Annotated in this window: 1 protein-coding gene; it reads left to right on the top strand. The window is 53.6% G+C overall.

Features of this window, described 5'->3' with window-relative positions; all coding sequences use genetic code 11:
* Window positions 1–2,648: efflux RND transporter permease subunit (locus tag C7B77_RS27755; protein ID WP_106312675.1), on the top strand; the 2,648-nt coding region annotated here is incomplete at both ends.

The raw sequence follows: 2,648 nt of genomic DNA, 5'->3' as shown, positions 1-2,648 counted from the left end.
CCTCCGCCGATGTCTCTGGCGGCGTTCAAGAAGAAGTCCGCGTCGATATCGACCTCAATCGCCTCCAATCACTAGGAATTAGTCTCCCCACAGTTCTCGAACAACTCACCCAACGCAACCAAGACGTCTCTGGCGGACGCATTCGCGGCGATAGCTCCGAACCCCTCACCCGCGCCGTCGGACGCTTTCAGAATGCCAGCGAGATTCGCGATCTCGCTTTTGCGACAGCCGGACAAGCGGCTGCTAGTAACACTACCCCTACGACAACTACCACCGCCCCAACCGTCCCAACCACCCCGACACAACAAGTATATCTGCGGGATTTTGCCACAGTCACCGATGGCACCGAAGAGGAGCGAGTACTCGTCAATCTCAACCGTCAAAAAGCAGTCAAAATCAGCGTCCAGAAACAGTCCGATGCCAATACTGTCTCGGTCGTCGAGGCTGTCAAAGCCAAGATCGAGCAGTTGCGAAAATCGGGTACCATTCCCGCCGATATGGTCATTACGCCCACGTTGGACGAATCTGTATTCATCCGCAACTCCCTGGCAGATGTGATTACCTCTGGACTATCTGGCGCGCTCCTGGCAGCGATTTCGGTATTTATCTTTTTAGGCTCGCTGCGGCAAACATTTATTATCGCCCTCACCATTCCTCTATGTACGCTAGCAGCCGCGATCGTCATGAAGTTGAGCGGGTTTTCGCTGAATATTTTTAGTTTGGGGGGATTGGCAATCAGTGTCGGCCAAGCGATCGATACTTCAGTCGTAATTCTCGAAAATGTCAGCAAACGAATCGAAACCCTCAAACTCGATCGAGAAAAAAATGGAGATAATAGCGATTATGCCCGTGAAGCGATCGCGGCTGTCGAAGAAAGCAGTCAAGAAGTCGAATCTTCTCTAGTCGCCTCAACTGCTGCCAACCTCGTCTCTGTACTGCCGTTCGTACTCGTCGGTGGCTTTATTTCCTTACTATTTAACGAACTAATTCTGACGATCTGCTTCGCAGTAGCTGCTTCTCTAATTGTCGCCCTGACTGTCGTCCCCATGTTGTCAGCGCGGCTATTCTCGATCGAACGTACCAGCGGCTTAAATCGGCTGTGGATACTACGCGCATTCAACCAACGGCTCGAAGGTGGCACCCGCACCTATGGTAATATTCTCGCTAAAGTCATCCGGCGTCCGGCGATCGTCGTCATAGTTGCATTTATCTTCTTAGGCGGTAGTGGCATCCTGATGGCAGGCCAAATTCCCCAAGAAATCCTCCCCCGCATCAGTACCGGACAAGCCAATGTCAACGTCCAATTTCCCTCCGGTACCTCGCTAGCTACCAACCGCCGCGTCATGGCTGCCGTTGACGATGTGCTGCTCAAGCAGCCAGAAACTCAATATGTCTTCACCACCGCAGGCGGTGCGCTATTTGGTAGCAGCATCTCCTCCAACCCCTCCCGCAGTTCTGGCAGCGTCACCCTCAAACCTGGTAGCGATATCCAGGAATTCACCGAGCGCACCACCCGCGAACTCAATCGGCTCAACCTCGCCGGAATTCGCGTCCGAGTGACCGCAGGTTCCGTGCGCGGCTTAATCTTAAACAATTCCCCCGTGCGAGGTGCCGAAGTAGATGTCGTCCTTCAGGGGCAAGATGCCGAAGTCCTCACCCGCGCAGGAAGGCAGGTATTAGCCGCTCTAGACGATCGAGTCAAATTATCTGCTTTCCGTCCCGATGCCGACGATCGCCAGCCAGAAGTCCAAATTCGCCCCAATTGGGAGCGCGCCAATGCCCTGGGTCTAACCACTCAAGCGATCGGCAACACCATCCAAACCGCGATCGAAGGTTCTGTCCCCACCCAGTTGCAGCGCAACGAGCGACTGGTAGACGTCCGCGTGCAGTTAAACCAATCCCTGCTCAAACAACCTTCCCAGCTTGCACAAATCCCCCTATTTGTCAACAACAATTCTCTAGTCCGATTGAGCGATGTAGCCACAATTACTGAAGGACAGGCTCCTGGTGAAATCCAGCGCATCAACCAACGCCCCGTTTTTATCATCGCGGGTAACCTGAATAAGGGCGCAAGTCTGGGCGCAGCATTAGCCGAAGTCCAGCAGGTCGTCTCTAGCCTCGATTTACCCGACGGCGTGACTGTACTTCCCAGCTACGCCGGACAAACCAACCAAGAACTCCAAAGCGCACTAGTATCGCTAGGCGGATTAGCAGCCTTTTTAGTCTTCGTCGTCATGGCGGTACAGTACAACTCAATTATCGATCCGCTGGTAATTATTTTAACCATCCCCCTCGCACTAGTCGGCGGTCTGTTTGGCTTATATATTACCCAAACCGCGATCGGGATTACCGTTGTCGTCGGTGCCGTGCTACTCGTCGGAATCGTCGTCAACAACGCCATTATCATGGTTGAAACAGCCAACCAAATCCGCGAAGAAGAAGGACTCGATCGACATAGTGCTATCCTCAAAGCCGCCCCCCAACGCCTGCGCCCGATTTTAATGACCACCGTCACCACCGTCTTGGGACTATTCCCCCTCGCGCTGGGGATCGGCGAAGGCTCAGAATTTTTGCAACCTCTAGGGATTGTCGTCTTCTCTGGCTTAACCCTCGCCACCCTGCTGACGCCTGTCTCTTATACACATCTC

The sequence above is a fragment of the Chamaesiphon polymorphus CCALA 037 genome (assembly GCF_003003845.1).
GTDB classification, from domain to species: Bacteria; Cyanobacteriota; Cyanobacteriia; order Cyanobacteriales; family Chamaesiphonaceae; genus Chamaesiphon; species Chamaesiphon polymorphus.
The sequence above is the reverse complement of the archived record's forward strand: the minus strand, read 5'-3'. Positions and strand labels throughout refer to the sequence as shown.